Source organism: Mesobacillus sp. MER 48, from assembly GCF_023714225.1.
Lineage (GTDB): Bacteria > Bacillota > Bacilli > Bacillales > Cytobacillaceae > Mesobacillus > Mesobacillus oceanisediminis_A.
In genome coordinates this window covers 1-24,950 of record NZ_JAMAUR010000012.1, presented here as the reverse complement: position 1 = coordinate 24,950, position 24,950 = coordinate 1, and the positions used below count along the sequence as shown (strand labels likewise).

Below are 24,950 nucleotides of genomic sequence, written 5' to 3'. Positions count from 1 at the left end.
AGAGGAAGTTATGAACAACATCCAGTTAATCAGATTACAGCTGAATCACCTTATCACCCAGGCACGGCAAGACTTGTATTCACTTTCGAGAACGAGTGATTACTATAAAAACCAGCAAATTCTGCAGCGCATATGGGACTCGCTGTCTTCTATTCATTTTTTAAGTGAACTCCTTGCTAATCAGGCAAGTAAAAACTCTGGGCCAATACAGAATTCGATTCCGCAGCCTGCTACTACAAACCAGCCGCAAATACCGCCCTTCACTCCCCTGCCAAATCCAAATAACACAACAAACAATCAACGATCTTTTACGATACAAGAGTTAGCAGCATTCGATGGCAAAAACGGAATGCCTGCTTATGTTGCCGTGAATGGCATCGTCTATGATGTGACGAACAATCGTGCCTGGGCGGCAGCGACCCATTTCGGTCTGGTTTCGGGAAGGGAATATTCCCGGGAATTTGCCTCCTGTCATGCCGGACAGCAATCCATCCTTGCGATGCTGCCAGTGGTGGGGAGGTTAATGCAATGAGCCAGTTTATTTTACCGCCAGAACCGTTAACGAATGAGGCGATTGCTGAGAGACTTACAAATACAGCTATCAAACAACTTGATCGGGGTTTGATCAAGAAAAGAAACTTAGTATACCTGGAATTGAACGGATGCTCAGGGAATATTATTTCGTTATTGAATGGGCAAAATCCTGATTTCGAATATGCGTTAAATTCAATGGTCGATTTGCGGTACAGCAACAGCCTTATGGCAGCTGAAGGAGAACAGGCAATTGCAAAACTGATGGAGGTAATGAATGATGATTTCATATTGGCTGTTGAGGGAGCAGTCGCTCTAAAAAATAACGGTCTTTACAATATTATCGGCAGCTGGCAAGGAAAGCCGCTTACGGGTCTTGAGGCTGCCCGGATGCTTGGAGACAAAGCGGCGGGCATCCTCGCTGTTGGTGCATGCGCGACCCATGGCGGTGTTTCTGCTGCCAGGCCGAATCCATCTGAGTCAGTGGGCCTGCAAACTGTTCTTCCAGAAAAGAAGATGATTAAACTGCCAGGGTGCCCTGTCCATCCTGACTGGTTTTTGGGAACACTTGCCCATATGCTCCTTTACGGAGAACCAGAAACGGATAATCTTGGCCGCCCGCTGATGTTTTACAGCACCCTCATCCATGATCGCTGCCCGCGGAGGCCGTTTTTTGACAGGGGGATATTTGCAGAGAAATTGGGAGATAAAACATGTCTTTTCAAGCTTGGATGCCGCGGGCCGGTGACAAGGATTGATTGCCCGACCAGGCAATGGAACGGACATGTGAACTGGCCGATAGGGGACGATACCCCATGCATCGGCTGTGCGCAATTTGGTTTTCCGGATGCGATGGCTCCGTTTATCAGCTATGACACGACAAGGGTGGTGAAGGATGAGTAAGCGAATTGTCATAAACCCACTAACACGGATCAGCGGCTTTATGGAAATTGATGTAACGGTAGAAAACAATCAGGTGGTCGAGGCAAAAACAAAAGGCAATTTATTCAGAGGGTTTGAGCAAATGCTGATCGGGAGAAGCCCATTTGATTCCGTTTATTTTACCCAGCGGATCTGCGGGATTTGCTCGGCTGCACATTCGATGGCTTCTTCTTTGGCGTTGGAGGATGCCCTGAAGATTGAGCCGATGGAACAGGGGAAGTACTTAAGGGATATCATTCATTGCTGTGAATTTCTGCAAAATCATATACGCCACTTTTATCAATATACAGTCCTCGATTTTGTGAAAATAGAACAAAATTCGCTGTTCCAAGCCGATCATGATGACTTCCGGCTGCCAACTGAAATCAATGACCGGATATCCAGGCATTACTTTGAGTCTCTGACAATCAGCAGGCTTGGCCACCAGATGCTCGCGGTCCTCGGAGGAAAAGCCCCACATAACCATGGGGTTTTCATTGGCGGGATCACGACCCAGGCAACCGCAGAAAAGGTGGTCCACCTGGATTCGATTTTACAGAAGATATCTGCGTTCATTGATGAAAAAATGATTCCGGATGTATATGATATCGCCCGATATTATCAAGAATACTACCAGTTGGGCAGCGGATACGGGAATTTGCTGTCATATGGCTCTTTTAATAGCTATAAAGAGCTCGGGACTTTATATGTTGATCCACTTGTATTGACTGGGGAAGGTATGCAGGCTTTTGACGAAAGTAAGATCCTGGAGAAAATTGATTACTCTTACTTTACATCAACAGAACAAACGTATTCACCTGGTGAAGTCGTCCCGGAACCTGATATGGATAAGAAGAATGCGTATTCCTGGGTAAAAGCGCCAAGATATAACGGGCTTCCATTTGAGGTGGGGCCGCTGGCAAGACTGATACTAAGCGGGAATTATGATAATGGCATCTCCGCTATGGACCGGACCATTGCCAGGGCGCTTGAAACGAAAAAAATCGCTGAGATCATGAAGTTATTGCTCCAGCAGATCATCCCGGGAGTGGATGTGCAGAAAAAATATGAACTTCCGGAATCAGCTTCTGGAAGGGGATTGGTCGATACAACAAGAGGAGCCCTGGGACACTGGCTTAAGATAAAAGATAAGAAGATCTCATTCTATCAAATCATCACTCCTTCAACATGGGATTTTTCAACAAGGGATGATAATGGCTACAGAGGGACCGCTGAACAAGCGCTGATCGGGACACCCATCCAGAATCCGGATAAGCCTGCCGAAATCGGAAGAATCCTGCGTTCTTTCGATCCATGCATGTCCTGTGCGACTCATGTATACACTCCCGGAAAACAAGTGAAAACAATAAAGGTGTTCTAATGGAGAAGGTCATCGTTTTAGGCATTGGGAATATGCTGATGATGGATGATGGGATCGGTATTTACTTGGTAGAGGAGCTATCCAGGACGAATTGTGACCCGGATGTTTTGTTTTTGATTGGTGAATCGGATATTGATTATTGCCTGGAGCAAATAATGGGCGCTCCAATAGTGATTATTATTGATGCTGCCGTTTCAGGGAAGACACCAGGCAGTCTTACGGTTTATGAGCTTGCTGATTTGCATGAACACTGCGAGTTGGCTTTTTCCCCGCATGATTTCCACCTGTTTAATCTATTATATGGGCAAAAAGAATCCATCAGGGGATACCTCTTGGGCGTGGAGCCTGATGAAATCAGGTTTCATATCGGATTAAGCAAAACCTTACAAGATCAATGGGAAAGAATATTGGAGGATGTAACACAAACTATAGACGAATTGATAGGAAAGAATTGAGTGTATCAGGGTGTGACCAGTTGTATATCGCTTAAAAGCCCGGCTTCAACTTCTGTTGAGCCGGGCTTTCGACATTATTCGCCATGGATAGGGTGAAAATTACTTACTAACCGACATGGCAGACAGCGGTATTTCTGATAGAATATAAATATAGACGATATGACTATTGCAATTACGGTTAAAACCTAGCATATTGGTAAATAGGAGGTGCATGTGCGATATGCGACACGATATACAAGCGAATGAACAGGCATTCTCAACGAAGGAAGTGGCGGAAGAGATTGGGATTGCGACGCCTACTGTCCGAAAGTATGGCCAGATTTTGGAGAGAAATGGTTACGAGTTTTTGAAAGATGGTGACCGCCGGATCTTCGTGCAATCCGATATCCAAGCACTTGTAGCGTTACGCGATACGGACAAGCCGCTGGATGAAACAGCCAAGGACCTTGTGGCACAGCAAAGAGAGAAGCTGGAAGGAGCGGGCGGTACAGAAATCGCTCTTAACGATACATACGAAAATCTGCCTCAGGACCCGAATCAGTTAAAAGAGGTTTTACTTTTTGTTGTCAATGAATTGGCAGCGGCGCGTGAAATGAATGTGCAGCTGAAAAACGATATGGCCCAGCTGAAAACGAATGTCTCACAGCTTCAGCAGGATCATCATGTGATCAGTTCGAGTATTGGGAATTCAGCCCAAAGAACCAATGCGAAAATCGAGAGGATCCTGGAACAGCAAAATGCCCAATACGAAGACTTGTTGGAACAGGAAAGGGAGCGAAGTGAACTCCTGCAAAAAGAGCTGCAGAAAATGCGCGAGGAACAAAAGAATGAGTGGAATTCTCAAATTGATTTTAACAAACGTTTAGAAGAGGAAATCCGGAACAGAAAATGGAGCTGGCTATTTTCGTTGTTCAAGAAATAAATTAGCGGTATTTATAAGTATAAGAGAATGCTATTAAACACAAGCGCATATTGCCAGCCGATATAAAGCAATGTACAAAAAGCATTGGGACTGGTGTCTGTCTGTATATCGTCAGACGATACGCTATGGCAAATAAAGTCGAAAATGTTTGATCCACTTTCAAAATTCAACAATTTCCCGAGAAATATCTACAAATTTTTAAAGTGGTATCGACAAAATCAGCTTCATACCATGACCTTATACATAATAGAAATCCCCTATGAAACCATAGGGGATTTCTTTATTACTCTGATCTTACTGATTAGAACAACTTCTTGATTCGTCCTGCAAGAGGGATCACAATCAATCCTGCGAGTACCACCTGCATGATGTTGCCCGGGATGGAGCCGAATGGCTGGATCCAGTTGCCGTAAAGGACGACTTCTGCAAAATAGTAACCCACAATCTTGATCAGCATCGCGACGATCACTGCGAGCGAATAAACAACTACCTTTTTGCCTGGCATTTTTTCAGCCATCAAGCCTGCCAGATAACCCATCAAACCAACGATGATGAATGTGAATGGAGCCCATACAGCCCAGCCGGAGATCAAGTCGAACAATCCCATTCCGAAAGCTCCTGCAATTGCTCCTGTTTTTCTGCCGAAAACAAACGCGGCGATGAATAGAGGAACGTTACCAAGGTGGATCAAACCGCCATTTCCCATGATTGGAAGCTTGATGTTGATAAACATTGTCGCTACCACGGTCAACGCGATAAAAAGAGCATTAATCACAAGAGTCTTTGTTTTAGACATGCTTGTAGATGTAGAGTATGCTGCATTCATATAATTACCTCTTTCCTTATGATGTCCTTTTCGCAAGATGCCCTTCTATACGAAAATATTATTTTAATTACTATCATACTCCTTATTGGGAAGTTAATAAATACTTAAAAATATACACACATACCGAATATTTGAAAATTTAAAGTAAGCTTTTGTTTTGATTTAGAAGATTTATTTCGCTTTTATGACTCATTGAACGTACACATGACGGGCACCATAACTTTAATTCGGAAAAACGTATAAATCGGTCAAAGGATGTTTTAAAACAACGCATATATACGAATTTTGCCATTCAAGAGATGTATGTTTTTTTGAAAAAGATATGTATCTTAAGAAATCCAGATTACAAACAAAAAAGCACCCAATGGATGCTCTTGAATATGAATGGAGCGGGATGGAAGAAACAAAATGCCGCAGAGGGATAATGACTCTATAATCTCAATAAGTCGGAGCATCAGCATCTTTTTCGAAAGATTTACTATGGTCCTGAGAAATTTGACTATCAACCGGATCATCAGACGAGTTGCTGTTTTCCTGGGAAAGAGAGCTGTCAGTCGCATTATCAATGGCACTGCTGTCATTTTGCGCGAGTGCACTATCCGTAGGAGCATTTGCTGAACTGCTCCCGCCCTGTGCAATGCTGCTGTTAGTAGGATCATCTGCAGCGTTGCTGTGGTCCTGAGCAACAGCGCTATTAACCGGGTCATCGACTGCGTTACTGTGTTTTACAGCAACCGCAGAATGGTCTACATGGCCGATGGAGATTTGTTCAGGGTTTTGATGCTGGCTTAAATTAAGATGGAGATTGAGCTGAAGAGGATAGTTCTGTAAGATGTTCTGCAGCTTGCTGTTAAAATCCCGACCTGAATGCGTTTCTATGAGAGTCGAAAGGTTCTTGTTGATTTCCTTCTTCAGTCTTGGCTCCAGATATTCAGCTATCATTTTTTTGAATTCTTTCCTGATTTTCTTCGTTAATTCACCAGACAGCTCCTCCAGGATTTCTTTCTTCATTTGTTCCTTAGTCCATTTATCCATAAAATTCACCTCTTTTTCTAATACTTCTCAGCGGCTGGAAATGACACAATCGATCCCCACTGCACAGGGGCTGTGGGGGATCGATTGTTATTTCTTATTTTAAAAAACTTCCGTGGACTTGCTGTCGTCGAGGGCGACAGAGCTGTCGAAAGGATTGTCGGATGCATTGCTGTCGTCTTGAGCAAGAGCACTATCGAGAGTATTATCCGCAGAATTGCTCTTACCCTGTGCAACTGAAGAATCAACAGGATTTTCAGCTGCATTGCTCTTTCCTTGAGCAACAGAACTGCTTACCGGGTTATCTGAAGCATTACTGAACCTTTGAGCAACGGCACTTGTATCGGGGTTGTCTGAAGCGCTGCTGCCTTTTAATGCAACGGCTCCATTTTCAATGTAGCCAATAGCAAATTGCTTGCAGCTTTGGGACTTGTTTTTTTCATCTTTGTACATCTAAATTCACTCCTTTTTTTACTAGTAATGAACCATTTTAAAAAATCTCTTTGGCCTTGCTGTCATCCAGTGCAACAGCGCTGTCGAATGGATCGTCAGAAGCGTTGCTGTCATCCTGAGCCAGGGCACTGTTATCAGTGTCGTTTGCAGAGCTGCTCTTATCCTGGGAAACAGAACTATTCGTTCCGTCATCCAGTGAATTGCTTTGGCCCTGTGCAACAGCACTGTCATCTGGATTGCCAGAAGCATTACTGTAATCCTGTGCAACGGCACTATTGGTTGGGTTATCTGATGCATTACTGTCATCGATGGCAATGGCACCATTAGTGATGTAGCCAATCGCGATCTGCTCTGGTTCCTGCTCCTGCTTATACCACTTTTTATCCTCTTTCTTGTCGCATTTGTCTTTCTTTTTGGATTTTTTGCGGTCTTTTTCGGGATAATCCCACTGCGGCATTGGATACTTCTTGTACTCTCTATACATTTCATTCACTCCTTTTTACTAGATTCCTTAGCATTATATTTTCGTTTCTTTTTTTTGAATGGACAAACAAACTAATTGGTTTTTAAAAATGTAAAATGTACGTTTGTATCAGTAAAGCCCCGATTTTCATTTGCTGCCAGATAATAGCAGGCAGGCCGTTTAGTTTTGGAGTAAAGTCAGCAAGTTTTTCGCAGGAATAACTTACAATTACAAACTGATATTCATGTTAATAACTATTCTGGATAAATATAACTATTTTCAGGAATGTAATGACCACCAAAACATTGATAAATAAAGCCTTTTTTATAAAATTAATGATAACTGAATTATTAGGTAAAAAGACTGAATATTAAGAATCGTCGTTGACTTTATTAAATACCGCTGATAGTATCCTGAACTGACAAGCAAGTTGAAAGGGGAATTGAGATGGCGACTTGAAGATTGCTTGATATATTTAAATTTTTGAGGGGGAAATACAAAGTTGAAGACTTCCATTTATCGTAAAGTGGCCGCAAGTATTATAACAGTCGCTTTTTTAACCACTGGGTATACAGCTTATGCAAACCTGACCGAATTAAAAGAGAATAGACATGCAAATCCTTTGGAGGGGGAAGAGCATATTCAACAGTCGGGCTGGGATGAAAGCGCTGACAAATCGGTGACACTTATGCAGCTTGGAGACCTTCATGGGCATCTTATACCCAGGAAAAACCTTAATACCGAAAACTTTGAAGGGACTGTGGGCGGGCTTGCCCGAATTGCAACGGTAATCAAGGAAATTAGAAAAGAATCTTCCCAAAACCTGTTGTTTAACATAGGGGACACACTCCATGGCGGAGCAGAGGCACTTTATACTGAGGGCAAGGCAATGACAGATATTTTAGATAAATGGCGGATTGATGGGTATGCTTCTGGAAACTGGGATTTTCTTTATGGAACCGAACGCTATCTTGATCTTTTCGAGAATGGGCGCTGGGGAGCTGTCGCGGCAAATCTATATTACGAGGGCGAGCCATACGCCGACAAGGCTGGTGAGCGGGTCCTTCCGCCTTACCGGGTAATCAAGCGGGCTGGTCTTAGTGTGGGAATTGTAGGTTTTACAAGTGAACGCGGACCAACTGTTGGAACAAGCACGACAAAAGGTTTCCGGTTTACTGGGGAAGGTGAAGAATTGCCTGAAATGATTCATGAATTGCGTGAAAAAGAAAAGGTAGACTTAATCATCATGATTTCTGAGCTCGGTCTGGCCAAGAATCTTCAGCTGGCAAACCGCTATCCTGGGGTAGACGTTCTTCTGTCAGCGGATATGCATGAAGAGACTCCTAGGCTGATTGAGACAAAGTCAGGCACCCTTGTTTCCGAGGTGAGCCATGATGGAATAGCTGTCGGGCAGCTTGATCTCCAGGTAGGAGAAGAGGGCATTACAGGCTGGCGCTATGAATTACATAAAATCGACGAAAGCATAAAAGAGGATGAAGGCACTTCAAAACTAGTCGAAAAGGAACGAGCCATGTTTGTGAAAGGCAAAGGGTTTCACTCACACGAAAATCCAATAAATAAGACAATTTTGTATAAACCTATTGATACAGTTATTGGTGAGGCAAAAAAACCTCTCTATCGAGGGAATTTTTCTGATCATGAAATGCCGGGTGTAGTGGAGGGTTCTTCTCATAACTTCCTGGCAGATGTGTTCCGGAAAGAAGCTGGAGCCGACATTGGCACAATCCGGGGTTTTCGTTATGGGACCCACGTTGCAACTGGCGATATCCGTCTGGAGGATATTTATCACTTTATCCCGGTGGCCCCTTTCATTGCGAAGGGAACGATAACAGGGAGCCAGCTTCACGACCAGATAGAGAGGAGCCTGAACGGCTCACTAAATCCGGATCCATTCAAATGGACAGGAGGATGGGTCCAGGCATACAGCGGTGTTCGTTATGAACTTGATCCATATGCTCCTGCCTTCGGTAAAGCAAGTAATATTGAGATATTTGATCAAAAGAAAAGAATCTGGCAGCCTCTTGATAAGGACAAACAGTACACTGTTGCCGGGTATTGGTATCCAGGCCGGCCGGATGACATTGGAACTGGACTTAAGATCAATGATAATGCTCAGACAGTAAATGGTCCTGAAGGCAATCCGCTGGACGCGACCGAAGTAGTGGCAAGATACTTATCTAAAAATCAGGCGGATCCTGAATTGGGGCGAGTTAAGCTACTTCATAAGCTGCCTGAACCAGCCTTTGGAAATAGGGAAATCCAGCCACTGAATGGAGTGCCTGAAAGAGTCGGTACAATTCAAAACTAAGATTCATACCCATTACTAGATAGGAGAGATCAACATGCGAGAGAAGATAGTCTTTATTGTAATGACAGCATTGCTTTTAACTACAGGCCTTTCCTGGGCTGCAGCCAAAACAGACGGAGAAACGGGACGGCCAAGTACGACGCCGGAGGGACATTATCAGGTTGTCTGGCAGGTCTCTGATCCTGCTGGAACAAATGAAAGCACTTGGGCTGGAGTTTTGAACAATATTGAAAATTCACTTTCTGAAATCGGTGAGGACAAAATGGAGATTGAAGTGGTAGCTTTCGGAGCAGGCATCCATATGCTTAGCAAGGAAAAAAGTTCTCCAGAGCTTCAAGAGCGTATCCGGAAACTTCAAGAACGAGGCGTGGTATTTGCAGCCTGCGCAAACTCAATGGCGAAAAACGGCTATGTTATGGAAGATATGGTCGAGGGAGCAATCCAAGTGCCATCAGGAGCAGCAGAAGTGATTCGCAAACAGCGACAGGGCTGGATTTATATGCAGTCTTGATCATTAATAACTTTTTATATTAGGAGGACTCTCATCAATGAGGGTCCTTTTAGTTAAGTGAATTTGTATTGCTTCCGAAAATTATTGCTTATATAATAATAAAGTTTAAATTTACTATTGTCTGACATTTTAGCACGTGTTAATATCAGAATATTAAAAATAATAAGAAAAACATTCCTAAGGAGGATTGGCAGCTTTTTCATTCACCAAGAAGATACATAACTATTTTTATGAATTTGGGGAGGATGAAGGATGAAAAAGAGTTTGGCTGTTTTATTGAGTGGTGCGATGCTGATGCTTGCCGCGTGCGGCGGGGGTGGTAACCAGGCGAGCGGAGAGAAGAAGGAAAAGACGGTGAAAATCGGGATTACCCAGATTGTGGAGCACCCTTCTCTTGATGCTGCGAGGGAAGGATTTATCGCTGCCCTTAAGGATGCCGGTTATGAAGAAGGCAAGAACCTGGAGATCGATTACCAGAATGCCCAGGGTGACATGAATAACAATGCGTCGATTGCCCAAAAGTTTGTTTCAGATAAAAGTGACCTGATTTTAGCGATTGCGACACCGAGTGCCCAGGCAGCAGTCCAGGCGACGAAGGAAATCCCGATTCTGTTCACTGCGATCACGGATCCTGTCGGCGCTGAGCTCGTCCAGTCAATGGAGAAGCCGGGCGGAAATGCGACTGGAACCTCTGACACACATCCTGATGCCATCAAGAATACCATTGCTGCCATCAAAAAGTTCGTCCCGGGAGCGAAGAAGGTCGGAATTATTTACAACAATGGTGAACCCAATTCGGTGGTGAATGTTAAAAACGCTAAGGAAGCTTTGGAGGCTGAAGGACTGGAAGCCGTTGAATCGACGATTTCGACAAGTTCTGAAGTGAAGCAGGCAGCCGAGTCGATGGTTGGCCGTGTAGATGTCCTGTATATTCCAAAGGATAATACCGTCGTTGCGGCGCTTGAGTCGGTAATCACAGTTGCGAATGATAAAGATATTCCTATGTTCGCGGGGGAAGGTGATTCAGTGAAACGGGGAGCATTCGCATCCTATGGACTGGATTATCATGACCTTGGCTATACCACTGGAAAAATGGCGGTGGAAATCCTTGAAGGAAAAAAGCCGGCTGACATCCCGGTTGGTTACCCTGAAAAGCTTGAGTTGGTCGTTAATAAAAAGGCAGCTGAAGAAGAAGGAATCACGCTGACAGATGAGTTGCTGAAGGACGCAAAAGTTGTAGGAGAATAATAGTCTGAGAGCCTGCCGGGTTGGCGGGTTCTTCTTGTTCAAGAAGTGAGATAATACTATCTTCCCAATCAAAATGAAGCAAAGTACCCTTCTAATCCAACATGCTTTTTAATATTTTTAAATGATGTGTGTAAAAAGGAGGAGGGGTAAAGTTTGAGAAGGAGCAAAAGGATTATGTCATTATTAATGGTTTTATTGTTGATGGTTCCTGTTGCCGCTAAAGCAGGTGATCTGGGCGGGGGTTCCTCCGGGGTTCCAGGCACATGGTATCTGGGGGCAGATCCTTCCTGGATTGATCCGGCTAAATCGCCGATCGTCTTCATTCATGGATATAACAGTTCGGCCTCCGTGTGGTGGGACGGCAATGATATGTATGAGAATGCACTGGCCAATGGCTATCAGACAGCATTTATCGATTTATACCCCGAAAAGGACATGTGGGAAAATGGAGCGATGCTGGCCGGAAAGCTAAAGCAAATTTATGAGCATTTCGGCAATAAGAAGCTGGTCGTGGTCGGCCACAGTAAAGGCGGGGTTGACACACAGACTGCGCTCGTCCACTATGGCGCCCACCAGTATGTTTCAAATGTCATCACCCTCTCCGCGCCGCATCATGGCACCCAGCTGTCAGACCTGGCTCACAGCAGTTCTGCCTGGTGGCTTGCGGCATTGCTTGGAAGCAATAATGATGCTACACGGTCACTGCAGACTGGAAATATGAGTTATTTCCGCAGCATTACCGATAATCACGCGAATGCAGCCAAGAACCGTTATTACACACTGGGCGGCTATAAATGGGGCTCTTTTGGCAGTGCATTGTACTGGGGTGGGCTTTATTTAAGCAGTTATGGCTCGAATGATGGTGTTGTGACAGTCTCCAGCTCCCGCTTGCCAGGCGGAACCATCGTCCGGGAAGGAGCCTGGAACCATACAACAGTCCGGGAAGGCTCATATACATTTTCAGTATTCAAACCATATACAATGTCAGCACAGCCAGCCGCTGCCGGTACATTTTCACCAGAAGAAGCAGTGGCGGAGCCTGATACAACCCAGATTGTCCGAGGCGGGAAATCGGAAAAAGCCATCAATGACCGCTTCATCATTGAGGAAGGGGCAGAGCGTTTCCAGATGGCTTTTCTGAGTGAAAAAAAGCTGCCATCACTCAAGCTGAAAGGTCCTGATGGCAAAGAATACAGCGTGATGAAAATCGAGCAGGACAGCAGTGATTTCTTCAAAGGAGCATGGGTCCACCTGTTTGAAGTCGATCGGCCAAAGGCTGGGATGTGGAAGGTAAACGGGCCGGGCGCTGCCTACTTGATGGTAGTTGGTATCAATAGCCCGCTTAGTATTGAATTGAAAAAAGACCAAAGCCAGAAGATGAAAGCTTCTTATAAAACAAACTGGATCAAATTTGACCATGACAATGAAAAGAAACTCAAAGAAGCAGGTAAAGGTGTTAAAGCAGGCAAAATCGCCGATGGGGATTTTGACCAGCCTGGCGTTTACAACCTGACAACAGAAGTCACCGGAGTTGACAGTAAAGGGAAACCATTCGAACGGACGATCGTTGAATCGATCTATGTTGACGAAAATGGAAAGATTCACAGATAAACAAAGGGGGCGGCTGGCATGGGCCAGCTGTTTCTTATTTACAGGAATGAAATTCTTTTAATAGCCTGTTCTGCCTACTGCCATTATCTATGCTGTGTCTTAATGACTAATTTTCACATAAATGATGGAGTGGCGGAGTTGCCGTCCGATATAGAAGATAAGCAGAGTTTTTAACATCAGGAGGAGAAAGTGATGCACGTTTTGGATTTGATTGCCAGGATCAACAATCGTGTCGAGGAATTGGATTTTGCTGCTGCGAGATTGTATATGGAAGAGAACATTGAAATCCTTAATGAGAACCGCAGCCATTTAAAGTCGAATGCCAGAGAGTTGCTTGAATTTTTGACAAAACGCATGGAAGCCGGCCAACAGCCGCTAACCAGGAAGGACATGGCAGTCATTAATGCTGTGAACAACTATGCATCCAAATTTGACTTGCGAGGTTTGAAGGTAGTCATCAAGGATCACTCGCTGCTGTTTTTGCGGAGCGATATCGAATCGTATTTGAACACAGACGCGAGGATCATTCTCGAGGGCATGGGTGCGATTCCAAAGGCTGCAAGCTAAATAGATAAATAGATGAAATGTTGACGGCCTCTCAATTGAAGGCCGTTTTCTCTTTTTATGAAACTTTCTTTTACGAATTCACGTCTATCGCAAAGCAGAAATATTTTCATAACAGCAATTACAGGATTTTGACAGAAAAATAGAGAATATAGACTTATTGGAAATAAAAATAAAACGTATTTTCGTAGATAAATAGATATAAGGGGGAAATTTCAATGAGGGACCAGATGAATCCAACGGTTGATCGAATTCTGGGTAATATCGATAAGGTGATGACAGGCAAGCGGAACGTGGCGGAGTTAAGCCTTATTGCGCTGCTCGCTGGAGGACATGTGCTGCTTGAGGACGTGCCGGGTGTCGGCAAGACGATGATGGTCCGCGCGCTGGCGAAGTCTGTCAGTGCCAAGTTCAGAAGGATCCAGTTCACTCCTGACCTGCTGCCTTCAGATGTGACAGGCGTTTCGATTTATAATCCAAAAGAAATGGAATTTGAGTTCAGGCCGGGACCAATCATGGGCAACATCATCCTGGCTGATGAAATCAACAGGACGTCTCCGAAAACTCAATCAGCTCTGCTTGAAGGCATGGAAGAGCATAGCGTTACGGTCGATGGCGTAACGCATATTCTCGACAAGCCGTTTTTTGTCATGGCGACACAGAACCCGATTGATTATGAGGGAACGTATCCGCTGCCTGAAGCCCAGTTGGACCGTTTCCTCCTGAAAATGAAAATGGGCTACCCGGCGCTTGATGAGGAAATGGAAGTGCTTGACAGGGCGCAGCGCAATCTTCCAATCGAGGATTTGCAGCCGGTGGTCTCGCTTGAAGATTTACGCGACCTGCAGCAGAGCATAAAAGAAGTCATCGTCGACGAAACGCTCAAGCGATATATTGTAGAACTGGCAAGCCGGACACGCGGCCATTCAAGTGTCTATCTTGGTGTAAGCCCACGTGGATCGATTGCCTTGATGAAGGCGGCCCAGGCGTACGCTTTCATATACGGAAGGGATTATGTCATTCCGGATGATGTCCAGTATCTGGCACCCTATGTCTTCGCCCACAGGATCATTTTGAAATCAGAGGCAAGGTTTGAAGGGGTCACCGCTGAGGATGTCGTCAACAGGGTGATGGCGAGAGTGCCTGTGCCGATCCAAAGGCTCGTGAAATAGTATGAAACTATATTTTCAAAAGTTCAAAGAAATATGGAAGCTGATCGTTTTGCTGTTCTTGATTCTGCTTACTTTTTCGTATGCGATGTTCCAGGGCGGTTTTGTCAGCTGGTTCCTTTTTTACAGCTTCGTGCCATTCGGGCTGTATGCACTGAGTCTTGCTTTATATTCTTTAAAAGAAATAAAGGCGGAGAGAGTATACACAAAACAGGAGTACAACGCTGGCGAAAAGTTCAGGGCGAGCATCGTCCTTGAAAGAAATATCCCATTCCCGCTGTTTTACGCAATCGCCGAAGAACAGGCAGGAGAGACGCTTGCCGGGAACCGGGATCTGCAACAGGCGAATACCATGGTATTCCCGGGATTCAATCGGGTATTCAGCTTCGACTACTCGATCGAGAACCTGCCCCGGGGCGAACATGTCCTGACAGGTATCAAGCTGAAGACGGGAGATTTGCTCGGCTTGATTGAAAAAGAAAAAATCCTGCCGGCTGAAAACCGGATTCTTGTCTATCCTGCTTATCAGGATTTGGTTTACCGCCCGGTCGCACACCATTTTGACCAGGGCATGACTGCCTCGAAGGAGCGTGTCCAGCGAGATACATCGATGGCCATTGGTGTTCGTGAGTACCAGCCGGGGGATCGGTTTTCCTGGATCAACTGGAAAGCGACAGCAAGGCGAAATGATATCATGACAAAGGAATTCGAACAAAGGCAATCACATGATGTGACACTTTTGATGGACTGTGCGCCGGACCCGCGATTTGAAGTGATCGTTTCGTTTACCGCTTCCGTCCTCAGGGCGATTTTGCGCAAAGGGGCCCAGGTCGGACTGCTGACATCGAGCAATGAGCGTGTGGCTTTTCCTGCCCGCGGCGGGGAGAGCCAGCAGCAGCAGCTTCTCTACCATCTTGCCAAAATCCAGGATGGCAGTCCGGTCCCATTCGACCGAGTTCTGGAAGCAGAAACCTTCCTAGCGCAGCAGAACAATTCAATCATGCTGGTTACCGCCCAACTCACGAAAGAGTTGATTGAAAAAGCGGCGTTCTACAATCAAAGAAACGGAGCGGTCAGTATTTTCCTGATTAAAAATAGCCAGGAATCACCGTCAAAAACAGAAATAAACTTAAGGTCATCGGCAAATGCAAGGGGAATCCGGCTTGTCATGGTACATGACGGCCAGTTCCCGGAAGCCTTCTCGGAGGTGAATAAGGGATGACAATCGCTAAGCCGAAAAAAGATGCAGCCTTCTTCTTGCTGTATATCTTCAGCTTTTTGCTGTTATGGGAATGGCTGAGGCCATTAAAGGAACTGACTGATACAGGCCATTTGAGTGTCTTCCTTGGCTTTGTATTTGTCTCGCTGATGATGTCGTACTTCAACATGCCGGTGATTCCGGGAGCACTTGTGAAAATCATCATCATCTTATACTCAGTCCACTTCATGTATTATGAAGGAACATTTTTCAGTTTGAAATGGTTCACCGAGCTTTTCACCGAGGCGATGTCGAATGCCATTTATATAGTGAATGCGGACTGGACAGAGATTTCTAATGTATTTCGGACATTGTTATTCTTTACTCTGCTCTGGCTGATGGCTTATCTGATTCAATATTGGCTGATCAACCGAAAACAGATTTTTGTGTTTTTCTTCATGACGTTAGTTTACATCACGGTTCTTGACACGTTCACTCCATATGAAGCAGATGCGGCGATTGTCCGGACAGTCATTGCTGGTTTTGCTGTGCTGGGAATGCTGTCGTACCACCGGATTGCTGACAAGGAAGTGGTGAAGAAGAACCTCAACAGCGTGAAAAAATGGATGGTTCCTTTGGTGGCGATGATTGTTTTAAGTGTGGGGATCGGCTATGCCGCCCCTAAAGCTGACCCGATCTGGCCGGACCCTGTCCCATTCATTACCTCCTATAACCAGGATTCCGGGGAAGGCAGCGGCGGCGTTAAGAAGGTTGGCTATGGAACAGATGATTCAGCTCTTGGCGGACCATTCATCGGTGACGACCGGGTTGTTTTTACCTCAGAAGCAGATGGACGGCATTACTGGAGGATCGAAACGAAAGATGTCTATACGGGAAAAGGATGGATCACAGAAAAATCCGAAGCGGCAACACCAGTTGAATTTTTACCAGAACAGGCAATTCCGCTGCAGCCTTTCGATGCGGGTGTGAAAACAGAAGAGCGTAACAGCAGGGTCATTCCGAAAATCGGGTACCCACACCTTGTCTATCCGCTCGGGGTGAAACAAGTGAAGGCTTCTGCAGGTTACTCGTCATTGCAGTTCATGCTCGATCCCGAGACAGAGAAAATTACTTCCCTTCCTGATGGACAATCAGGGTCATTCGGCCCGTACTCACTCACATTCGATTATCCTGTCTACAGTGTCGACAAGCTCAAGGCGGCTGGGAAAGAGGATATTGCAGGAGAGGAGAATGCGGCTTTCCTGGCAAAATACACACAGGTGCCAGAAGCGCTTCCAGAGCGGGTTGTGAACCTGGCTGAGGAAATTACGAAGGATAAACAGACGTGGCTTGAAAAAGCCCAGGCAATTGAAAAATACTTCCGTTCGAACGAATTTGTCTACGATCAAACGGATGTTGCTGTCCCGGCTGATGACCAGGACTATGTCGATCAGTTCCTGTTCGATACACAGCGGGGCTATTGCGACAATTTTTCCACATCGATGGTTGTCATGATGCGTTCTGTTGGCATTCCAGCCCGCTGGGTAAAAGGCTATACCGAAGGGGATTATATCGATACTCTTGATAGCGGCCGCCGGCTTTACGAGGTCACAAATAATAACGCCCACTCCTGGGTGGAGGGATATTTTCCCGGTGTCGGCTGGGTTCCATTCGAACCGACTCAAGGATTTTCAAATAATGTCCAGTTCGAATACAACAACGACAACAACACTGAATCCACTACAGAGGAAAAGGATGAAAACGTAACGGCACCAGAGGCGCCAAAGAAGCCGGAACTGCCGGAAGAACAGGCACAGGTTGGCAAGCCTGAGGTTTCCTTTTCAGAAGGTCTGAAAAATGCCGGTGCGTTCCTGAAGGATAATTTCTGGAAAATTCTGCTGACAATGCTGGTTCTTGCTATGTTCGCTGCGATCATGTACAGGCTTCGCGGGAAATGGCTTCCGGCACTGTATATCCTTCTCTATAAGTATAAAAAGCAAAACAAGTACCTGGAGAAAGCCTATATTGCCCTGTTGAAGCAGCTTGGACGATACGGGCTTAGGCGGGAGGATGGCCAGACATTGCGTGATTACGCCTATTATGTGGATTCATTTTTCTCGACAAGCGATATGAGAAGACTCACCTCCAAGTATGAAGAATATCTCTATCGCGGCGAATTGAATGAAGAGATGTGGCAGGACGTGAAAAAGCACTGGGAAAACATGATTCGGAAATCTGGGGCTTGACCGTTAAAATATTATACTGATACAATGTGTGCAACTATATAGAATCAACCTTCATATATCCTCGATAATATGGATCGAAAGTATCTACCAAATCACCGGAAATGATTTGACTATGAAGGCAGGCTTCTTTTTGTTCGTAACGGGCTGGAATTCTGCTTTCCTATTATTTTTGGATGGCAGGATTCTGGCTTTTTTTATGCGTAACAAGCCATACTACTTACATAACCATCTAATGGAAGTACCGCGTCTATTTTAAATGAGGTGAATTTATGAAAAACGAGCTGCAAGACCAGGAAATGATTATAGTATTAGACTTTGGCAGCCAGTATAACCAGCTGATCACAAGACGGATCAGGGAGTTTGGCGTCTACAGTGAGCTTCATCCGCACACGATTACAGCGGCTGAAATCAAGGAAATGAACCCAAAGGGAATCATTTTTTCAGGAGGGCCGAACTCTGTTTATGATGAGGGAGCCTTCCGATGTGATGAAGAGATTTTCGAGCTGGGCTTGCCGATTTTGGGCATCTGCTACGGAATGCAGCTTATGACAATGCATTTCGGCGGGAAGGTCGAGAAGGCAAAGAACCGTGAATACGGAAAAGCCCTGCTGACTCTCCATAACCAGAACACATTATTCGAAGGGACTCCGGGTGAACAGGTTGTCTGGATGAGCCATGGCGACCTCGTCACCATGTCACCGCCAGGATTTTCTGTAGATGGAGTCAATCCATCCTGCCCGATTGCAGCAATGAGTGACGAGAGCCGTAAGCTTTACGCGGTCCAATTCCACCCTGAGGTTCGCCACTCCATGTATGGGAATGACCTGTTGAAGAACTTTGTCTTCAAGGTGTGCGGATGCGAAGGCAACTGGTCGATGGAAAACTTCATTGAAATCGAAATGGAGAAAATCCGCCAGCAGGTAGGAGACAAGAAGGTTCTATGCGCATTGAGCGGCGGTGTTGATTCCTCAGTTGTGGCCGTATTGATCCATAAGGCGATTGGCGATCAGCTGACATGTATTTTCGTTGATCATGGATTATTGCGCAAAGATGAAGCAGAAGGTGTCATGAAGACTTTTGCTGATGGCTTCAACATGAACGTTATAAAGGTGGATGCCAAGGATCGTTTCCTCAGTAAGCTCGAGGGTGTATCCGATCCGGAGCAGAAGCGTAAAATCATCGGAAACGAGTTCATCTATGTTTTCGATGATGAAGCGGAAAAGCTTAAGGGCATTGAATTCCTGGCACAGGGAACATTGTATACCGATATTATCGAAAGCGGCACTGCAACGGCACAGACAATCAAGTCCCACCACAATGTCGGCGGTCTTCCCGAGGATATGCAGTTCAGTTTGATCGAGCCGTTGAATACATTGTTCAAGGATGAAGTCCGTGCGCTTGGCACCGAGCTTGGCATTCCTGATGAAATCGTCTGGCGTCAGCCATTCCCTGGACCTGGACTCGGCATCCGTGTTCTTGGGGCCATTTCTCAAGAAAAATTGGAGATTGTCCGTGAGTCGGACGCCATTCTTCGGGACGAAATCAAGAAGGCGGGCCTTGATCGTGAAATCTGGCAGTATTTCACCGTTCTTCCGGATATTCGCAGCGTAGGTGTCATGGGGGATGCGAGGACATATGATTACACAATTGGCATCCGTGCAGTAACATCCATTGATGGAATGACATCTGATTGGGCAAGGATTCCGTGGGATGTCCTTGAGATTATCTCCACAAGGATCGTCAACGAAGTCGATCACGTCAACCGCGTCGTTTATGATATCACCAGCAAACCGCCTGCAACTATCGAATGGGAATAAAATACGAACAATTATTAAAAACGGACATGAAAATGTTCGTTTTTTTTATTGACTCAGGGCAAAAGTCCTGTTAGAATGAAACTGAACTTAATAATTTGTCATAATTCGTCGTATAATCTTGGGGATATGGCCCAGAAGTTTCTACCGAGCTACCGTAAATGGCTTGACTACGAGGTATATAAATCATGGCTGGCAATCTGTCATACTTTCAATGTATTGCCTGGCCATCATTTCTGCTATTGCCTTTAGTCAACGCCCGGTAACCCGTGGCGTTTTCTTTTTGGCCTTATTTCCTGAAACTATTCAGGGGGAAAAGAAAAAATGAAGAAATATTTCGAGTTTGATAAGCTTGGCACGAATTATCGCCGCGAATTCATTGGCGGAATGACCACGTTCCTTGCAATGGCGTATATCCTGATTGTAAATCCTAATGTACTCACACTGTCAGACATAAAGGATCTTCCGGAAGCATTGAGAATGGATGCTGGTGCTGTATTCGTGGCAACAGCTCTTGCAGCGGCGATTGGCTCCATCATTATGGGTTTGATCGGAAAATACCCAATTGCCCTGGCGCCGGGTATGGGCTTGAATGCCTTCTTTGCTTACACAGTTGTTCTAAGCCACGGTGCACCATGGCAGCATGCGCTTGCAGCAGTGTTTATCTCCAGTGTGTTCTTCCTGCTGCTGACGATTACAGGCTGGCGTGAAAAATTGATCAATGCCATCCCAGTTGAACTAAAGCACGCAGTCGGAGCAGGGATTGGATTGTTCATCACCTTTATCGGATTGAAGAATGCAGGTATCATCGTCGATAATCCGGCAACGCTTGTTGGGTTAGGCGACCTGACAAACGCCAACACATTGCTTGCGCTTTTCGGATTGTTAATCACCGTCATCATGCTGACAAGAGGCATTCACGGTGCGGTATTCTTCGGAATTATCATCAGCGTCATCGTTGGTATGGTTTTTAATCTTATTGAAACACCTGAAAAAGTAGTTGGTGCAGTACCAAGCGTAGCGCCAACCTTTGGAGCAGTTTTCACGGCATTCGGCGATCCATCTTTCTACACATCAACGATGCTCGGTATCATTTTGACTTTCCTGTTCGTCGATTTCTTTGATAATGCAGGTACACTGGTTGCAGTTGCCAATCAGGCAGGCTTAATGAAAGAAAACAAGCTGCCTCGCGCAGGACGTGCGCTATTTGCAGATTCAATCGCATCCCTTGTTGGTTCCATCTTCGGAACATCGACAACAACATCGTATATTGAATCATCTGCAGGTGTAGCTTCAGGAGCGCGAAGCGGATTTGCTTCTTTAGTAACAGCAGGATTCTTCCTGTTATCGCTATTCTTTTTCCCGCTGCTTTCAGTGGTCACTTCAGCCGTAACAGCACCAGCATTGATCATCGTTGGTGTACTGATGGTTTCTTCACTTGGGAAAATCGAATGGGGCCGCTTTGAAATCGCAGTACCATCATTCCTTACAATGATTGCGATGCCATTGTCATCCAGCATCGCAACTGGGATTGCGGCAGGATTCATCTTTTATCCAATCACCATGCTCGTGAAGGGGAAATCAAAAGATGTCCATCCGATTATGTACCTGTTCTTCGTCATCTTCGTTCTATACTTTGTGTTTTTAACAGAATAGACATTTCGGTCCAGCGGATGCCGCTGGATCTTTTTTTGGCAAAATTTGAAGACTGCCAGGTAAACACTTCAGATTGACTTCTAAATTCTCCTTATATACGATATTCCCATAGAACAAGCTGAAACGGGGAAACGGCATGGACAGAATCGAAGTGAAAAAAGGCTTGAACAATAATGTATTGATTGCTGACCATCCAACATTCGGGGAAGTCATCATGATTGGCAAGGGAATTGGCTTCAACCGGAAAAAGGGAGACCTGATCGAAGAGGGCCAGGCGGAGAAAATGTTTGTCCTCAAGGATGAAAAAGAGCAGGCAAACTACATCAAGCTTTTGCCTTTTGTTGAAAATGACCTGCACGAAGCAATCATATCTTCCATTGAATTAATCAAGAAACGGACAGCTGGCCAGCTGAATGAACACATCCATGTCGCCTTGACGGACCACTTGATGTTTGCAGTAACAAGGATTTCAAAGGGGATGGAGTTCAAAAATCCATTTTTGGTGGAAACAAAGACACTGTATCCAATGGAATTTGAGATTGCTAAAGAAGTGGTTCAGCTTATCAAGGATCGATCCGGAATTGAACTTCCTGATGGAGAAATCGGTTTTGTTGCCCTCCATATCCATAGCGCCATCATGAATCGCAATCTGTCTGATGTGAACAAACACTCACAGCTTGTGACAAAACTGGTACAAATGATTGAAGAAAACCTGGATGTCGAAATCGATAAAGAAGGAATAGACTATACGAGGCTTGTCCGCCACATACGTTTTACCATCGAGAGGGTCAATAACGGAGAAAAAGTAGAAGAACCGGAAAAATTTGCAACCCTCTTGAAAGAGGAATACCCTCTGTGTTACAATCTTTCGTGGAAACTCATTAAAGTGATGCAGCAGACCTTGAAAAAACAAGTATTCGTTGCCGAAGCCGTGTATCTGACGATGCATCTGCAAAGGCTTCAGAAAAAAAGTTAAATAAGCAGTTATATCTTACGTGTTACTGATTCGATCAGGCATGAGTAAAGAATGTAATTGAATTGGAGTTTTATGGGTACTATATCCGTATGCTTCTTTTCGATACACCTTACTCATGCCTTTTTTATTTGTTTTTTTAATGTTTGTAACCGCTTTAAGAGAAAAAATTTCAGGAGGTCTTCCTATGTTTAAGAAAGCTTTTGGTGTTCTTCAAAAAGTAGGTAAAGCGCTGATGCTTCCGGTTGCACTTCTCCCGGCAGCTGGTATTCTGCTTGCACTTGGTGCTGCGCTTAGAAACCCTGCTTTGTTAGAGCTTGCTCCATTTTTAAATAACGGCGGCGTCGATCTGGTTGCTGCTGTCATGCAAAAAGCCGGAGATATTGTCTTCGGAAACCTTCCGCTGTTATTCGCGGTTGGTGTAGCTGTTGGTTTAGCGGGCGGTGAGGGTGTTGCCGGTCTTGCTGCGATTATCGGATACCTGATCATGAACGTGACAATGGGTACTGTCTTAGGCATTACTCCAGAAGATGTCAACGGACTGAACTACGCAAATATCTTAGGTGTCCCAACGCTTCAGACAGGAGTATTTGGCGGTATCATCGTGGGTATAATTGCCGCAGCTCTTTACAATAAGTTTTTTGAAATCGAATTGCCATCCTATCTTGGATTCTTCGCAGGAAAGCGTTTCGTTCCGATTATCACTGCAGGAACAGCCATCCTGCTTGGATTGGTAATGATGGTTATCTGGCCTCCAATCCAAAACGGCCTGAATGCATTCTCGCAAAACATGGTTCACGCAAACTTGACTTTATCAGCATTTATCTTTGGTGTGGTTGAACGTTCATTAATTCCTTTCGGTCTGCACCATATCTTCTATTCACCATTCTGGTATGAATTTGGTCAGTACACTACTCAAGCTGGAGAAGTTGTTCGCGGGGATCAGCGTATCTTCATGGCCCAAATTGCTGATAACGTACAAAATCTTACTGCAGGTACATTCATGACAGGTAAATTCCCGTTCATGATGTTCGGTCTTCCAGCTGCAGCATTGGCTATTTATCACGAAGCACGTCCTGAAAGAAAAGTGGTAGTCGGCGGTCTAATGGTTTCTGCTGCCCTGACTTCATTCTTAACAGGTATTACAGAACCACTTGAGTTCTCATTCTTGTTCGTAGCACCAGTGCTTTTCGGAGTACACGCCATTTTTGCTGGTCTATCATTCATGACAATGCATCTATTAAATGTAAAAATCGGTATGACTTTCTCTGGTGGTCTTATTGACTACATTCTGTTTGGATTGATCAACCCGCAGACAAACGCATGGATTGTAATCCCTGTAGGCCTAGTCTTCGCGGTCATCTACTACTTCGGGTTCCGTTTCGCAATCCGTAAGTTCAACCTGATGACACCAGGCCGTGAAGCAGTTGAAGAAGATGGGGAAGAAGGCGGAGTGAAGGGACAAGCTAGCGACCTTCCATATGAAGTCCTTGATGCAATGGGCGGTAAAGAAAACATCGCTCACCTTGATGCATGTATCACACGACTTCGTGTATCTGTTAATGATATTGGCAACGTCGATAAAGATCGCTTGAAAAAGCTGGGTGCTGCTGGAGTCCTTGAAGTCGGCAACAACATCCAGGCAATTTTCGGACCGCGTTCAGAGACTATTAAAGGTCAGATGAAGGACATCATGAGCGGTAAAAGACCTCGTCCTGTAGAAACGAACCAGGCAACAGAGGTTGAGCAGCAAATTGAAGAAGTGAATCCGGAAGCATTGCAGACTCATCATGATGCAGATTCCGCAGCTGAAACATTCGTTTCTCCTATTAAAGGGGAGATTAAACCAATTACAGAAGTCCCTGACCAGGTATTCTCTGGAAAAATGATGGGTGACGGTTTTGCAATCGTACCTGCTGAAGGTACAATTGTTTCACCGGTCGACGGAAAGATCGTAAACCTTTTCCCAACAAAGCATGCAATCGGAATCCTCTCTGACTCTGGACGGGAGATCCTTATTCATGTGGGTATCGATACGGTTAATCTGAAGGGACAAGGGTTCGAAACACTTGTTTCTGAAAATGACACTGTCACAAAAGGACAGCCGTTATTGAAGGTGGATCTTGATTACATCAAGGAAAACGCAACGTCTATCATTACTCCAATCGTATTCACTAATCTATCTGAAGGCGAAAGCATTGTCATCAACAAAGAGGGTAATGTGGATGTGAAAGACGAGAATATCATTACGATATCTAAATAAGGTAAATAAACAGCTGGTCTCCCGGATGGAGATCAGCTGTTTTTATATACAGAAGGAAAGTGAACAATCGAAACTTTTCCCAATTATTTCAAGGTATAATCGTATTGACTCTGCGCATGTCGGGTGATAGTATATAGAAACAGTCGCGAACAGGTTAACAACATTTTGGTGATGAAAAAATAAAATCAAAAAGCTGTTGACATTCAACGCTGTGATGTGATAAATTATTAAAGTCGCTTCTGAGCGGCGCACACAATTTGCTCTTTGAAAACTAAACAAACAAGCGTCAACAAACAATAAATTATCATGCTTCTATTAATAGAAGACATGAGCCAACGTTTTAACTTATGAGCTAACTCATAACTCTTTCTTGGAGAGTTTGAT

The 24,950-nt window shown here is 44.9% G+C and carries 21 protein-coding genes and 2 riboswitches; of the genes, 17 read left to right on the top strand and 4 right to left on the bottom strand.

The annotated features are described in order from the left end of the window. The first annotated feature begins 10 nt into the window (after nucleotides 1-10). The 5 genes from M3593_RS22235 to M3593_RS22215 all read left to right on the top strand — a co-directional run bounded on the left by M3593_RS22235 (nucleotide 11) and on the right by M3593_RS22215 (nucleotide 4,210). Nucleotides 11-532 carry a cytochrome b5 domain-containing protein gene (locus M3593_RS22235; protein ID WP_251544860.1) on the top strand — a complete coding sequence of 174 codons (522 nt, stop codon included), beginning with the start codon at nucleotides 11-13 and terminating at the stop codon, nucleotides 530-532. Next, nucleotides 529-1,434 (top strand): hydrogenase small subunit, encoded by a 906-nt coding sequence (locus M3593_RS22230; protein ID WP_251544859.1) that lies wholly within the window; start codon nucleotides 529-531, stop codon nucleotides 1,432-1,434. Before M3593_RS22235 ends, M3593_RS22230 begins: the two co-directional genes overlap by 4 nt. After that, on the top strand, nucleotides 1,427-2,833 hold the full coding sequence (locus M3593_RS22225; RefSeq protein ID WP_251544858.1) for a nickel-dependent hydrogenase large subunit: 1,407 nt from the start codon (nucleotides 1,427-1,429) through the stop codon (nucleotides 2,831-2,833). Before M3593_RS22230 ends, M3593_RS22225 begins: the two co-directional genes overlap by 8 nt. Beyond that, nucleotides 2,833-3,288, top strand: coding sequence for a hydrogenase maturation protease (locus M3593_RS22220; protein WP_144481307.1), 456 nt, complete (start codon nucleotides 2,833-2,835; stop codon nucleotides 3,286-3,288). The genes M3593_RS22225 and M3593_RS22220 overlap by 1 nt, the downstream gene beginning before the upstream one ends. Nucleotides 3,289-3,508: 220 nt before the next feature. Beyond that, on the top strand, nucleotides 3,509-4,210 hold the full coding sequence (locus M3593_RS22215) for an SH3 domain-containing protein (RefSeq protein ID WP_251544857.1): 702 nt from the start codon (nucleotides 3,509-3,511) through the stop codon (nucleotides 4,208-4,210). A gap of 301 nt (nucleotides 4,211-4,511) precedes the next feature. Here M3593_RS22215 and M3593_RS22210 read toward each other — a convergent pair whose 3' ends face one another. From M3593_RS22210 to M3593_RS22195, 4 genes are all read right to left on the bottom strand, one after another. Then, a complete protein-coding gene (locus tag M3593_RS22210; protein ID WP_144481309.1) occupies nucleotides 4,512-5,036 on the bottom strand; it encodes an ECF transporter S component in 525 nt (174 codons plus the stop codon). A gap of 438 nt (nucleotides 5,037-5,474) precedes the next feature. Continuing rightward, nucleotides 5,475-6,071 (bottom strand): hypothetical protein, encoded by a 597-nt coding sequence (locus M3593_RS22205; protein ID WP_251544856.1) that lies wholly within the window; start codon nucleotides 6,069-6,071, stop codon nucleotides 5,475-5,477. A gap of 99 nt (nucleotides 6,072-6,170) precedes the next feature. Beyond that, nucleotides 6,171-6,521, bottom strand: coding sequence for a hypothetical protein (locus M3593_RS22200; protein WP_144481311.1), 351 nt, complete (start codon nucleotides 6,519-6,521; stop codon nucleotides 6,171-6,173). A gap of 37 nt (nucleotides 6,522-6,558) precedes the next feature. Next, nucleotides 6,559-7,005, bottom strand: coding sequence for a hypothetical protein (locus M3593_RS22195; protein ID WP_251544855.1), 447 nt, complete (start codon nucleotides 7,003-7,005; stop codon nucleotides 6,559-6,561). Between the two features lie 481 nt (nucleotides 7,006-7,486). Here M3593_RS22195 and M3593_RS22190 point away from each other — a divergent pair, with 481 nt between their 5' ends. The 12 genes from M3593_RS22190 (at nucleotide 7,487) to ptsG (ending at nucleotide 24,566) form a co-directional block, all read left to right on the top strand. Next, the gene (locus M3593_RS22190; protein WP_251544854.1) at nucleotides 7,487-9,313 is read left to right on the top strand and encodes a bifunctional metallophosphatase/5'-nucleotidase; all 1,827 of its coding nucleotides are present in this window, start codon (nucleotides 7,487-7,489) and stop codon (nucleotides 9,311-9,313) included. Nucleotides 9,314-9,347: 34 nt separating this feature from the next. Then, nucleotides 9,348-9,824: a DsrE family protein gene (locus tag M3593_RS22185; protein WP_251544853.1), complete on the top strand. Its 477-nt coding sequence runs from the start codon at nucleotides 9,348-9,350 to the stop codon at nucleotides 9,822-9,824. Between the two features lie 252 nt (nucleotides 9,825-10,076). Beyond that, nucleotides 10,077-11,072: an ABC transporter substrate-binding protein gene (locus tag M3593_RS22180; RefSeq protein ID WP_144481314.1), complete on the top strand. Its 996-nt coding sequence runs from the start codon at nucleotides 10,077-10,079 to the stop codon at nucleotides 11,070-11,072. Between the two features lie 174 nt (nucleotides 11,073-11,246). Then, the gene (locus M3593_RS22175) at nucleotides 11,247-12,683 is read left to right on the top strand and encodes an esterase/lipase family protein (protein ID WP_251544852.1); all 1,437 of its coding nucleotides are present in this window, start codon (nucleotides 11,247-11,249) and stop codon (nucleotides 12,681-12,683) included. Nucleotides 12,684-12,875: 192 nt separating this feature from the next. After that, the gene (locus M3593_RS22170; RefSeq protein WP_144481325.1) at nucleotides 12,876-13,250 is read left to right on the top strand and encodes a hypothetical protein; all 375 of its coding nucleotides are present in this window, start codon (nucleotides 12,876-12,878) and stop codon (nucleotides 13,248-13,250) included. Nucleotides 13,251-13,465: 215 nt separating this feature from the next. Further along, on the top strand, nucleotides 13,466-14,419 hold the full coding sequence (locus M3593_RS22165; RefSeq protein ID WP_251544851.1) for an AAA family ATPase: 954 nt from the start codon (nucleotides 13,466-13,468) through the stop codon (nucleotides 14,417-14,419). Nucleotide 14,420: 1 nt separating this feature from the next. Beyond that, nucleotides 14,421-15,638 (top strand): DUF58 domain-containing protein, encoded by a 1,218-nt coding sequence (locus tag M3593_RS22160; RefSeq protein WP_251544850.1) that lies wholly within the window; start codon nucleotides 14,421-14,423, stop codon nucleotides 15,636-15,638. Beyond that, nucleotides 15,635-17,860: a transglutaminase TgpA family protein gene (locus M3593_RS22155; protein ID WP_144481318.1), complete on the top strand. Its 2,226-nt coding sequence runs from the start codon at nucleotides 15,635-15,637 to the stop codon at nucleotides 17,858-17,860. Before M3593_RS22160 ends, M3593_RS22155 begins: the two co-directional genes overlap by 4 nt. Before the next feature lie 31 nt (nucleotides 17,861-17,891). Continuing rightward, nucleotides 17,892-17,993, top strand: a riboswitch (purine riboswitch). A 136-nt stretch (nucleotides 17,994-18,129) separates the two neighbouring features. Next, complete coding sequence (guaA, locus tag M3593_RS22150; RefSeq protein WP_251544849.1) at nucleotides 18,130-19,677, top strand: glutamine-hydrolyzing GMP synthase; 1,548 nt, start codon at nucleotides 18,130-18,132, stop codon at nucleotides 19,675-19,677. An 88-nt stretch (nucleotides 19,678-19,765) separates the two neighbouring features. Next, a riboswitch (purine riboswitch) is annotated at nucleotides 19,766-19,867 on the top strand. 131 nt (nucleotides 19,868-19,998) lie between these two features. Beyond that, entirely contained in the window at nucleotides 19,999-21,330 is a 1,332-nt protein-coding gene (locus M3593_RS22145) for an NCS2 family permease (protein ID WP_144481320.1), read from the top strand. Nucleotides 21,331-21,466: 136 nt separating this feature from the next. Then, on the top strand, nucleotides 21,467-22,306 hold the full coding sequence (glcT, locus tag M3593_RS22140; protein WP_251544848.1) for a glucose PTS transporter transcription antiterminator GlcT: 840 nt from the start codon (nucleotides 21,467-21,469) through the stop codon (nucleotides 22,304-22,306). A gap of 184 nt (nucleotides 22,307-22,490) precedes the next feature. Beyond that, nucleotides 22,491-24,566, top strand: coding sequence for a glucose-specific PTS transporter subunit IIBC (gene ptsG, locus M3593_RS22135; protein WP_251544847.1), 2,076 nt, complete (start codon nucleotides 22,491-22,493; stop codon nucleotides 24,564-24,566). Nucleotides 24,567-24,950: the final 384 nt, after the last annotated feature.